We start from the raw sequence: 521 nt of genomic DNA, 5'->3' as shown, positions 1-521 counted from the left end.
GGCTGAAGAAGGTGAAGTCGATGTCCGCTGCACCGCAGGCTTGATCTGCCCTGCGCAGCGGGTGCAACGGCTCATTCATTTCGTCAGCCGAGGTGCGCTCGATATTGAGGGACTTGGCGAGAAAACCATTCAGGAATTTTTTGATCTGGGCTGGCTGGAAAGCCCCGCTGACATATTCCGGTTGCGCCATCGCCGCGCCGACATTTTGTCGCGCGAAGGTTGGCAGGATAAGTCTGTGGATAACCTGTTGGCAGCCATTGAGGCTAAACGCGCGCCCGATGGTGCCAGACTGCTCTTTGGACTTGGTATCCGGCATATCGGCACTGTGACGGCGCGTGATTTATTCAAGGCGTTCGGGTCGGTTGAGGAGATTGGCAATGTCGGCCAGAGGCTAGCGCAAGCCGATCAAGCCGCTGTCGCCGATGTCACTGCGATTGATGGGGTGGGGAGCGCTGTGGCCGAAGCACTGGGCGATTTTTTCCATGAACCCCATAATCTGTCCGTCTGGAACGACCTTCTGC

The 521-nt window shown here is 57.4% G+C and carries 1 protein-coding gene; it reads left to right on the top strand.

The genetic code is table 11. The features are described 5' to 3' along the window. Positions 1 to 521, top strand: a 521-nt coding sequence (locus tag ACK4S7_RS13270; RefSeq protein ID WP_409647757.1) for a helix-hairpin-helix domain-containing protein, incomplete at both ends; no start/stop codon positions are given.

Source organism: Sphingorhabdus sp., from assembly GCF_046292425.1.
Lineage (GTDB): Bacteria > Pseudomonadota > Alphaproteobacteria > Sphingomonadales > Sphingomonadaceae > Sphingorhabdus_B.
The sequence above is the reverse complement of the archived record's forward strand: the minus strand, read 5'-3'. Positions and strand labels throughout refer to the sequence as shown.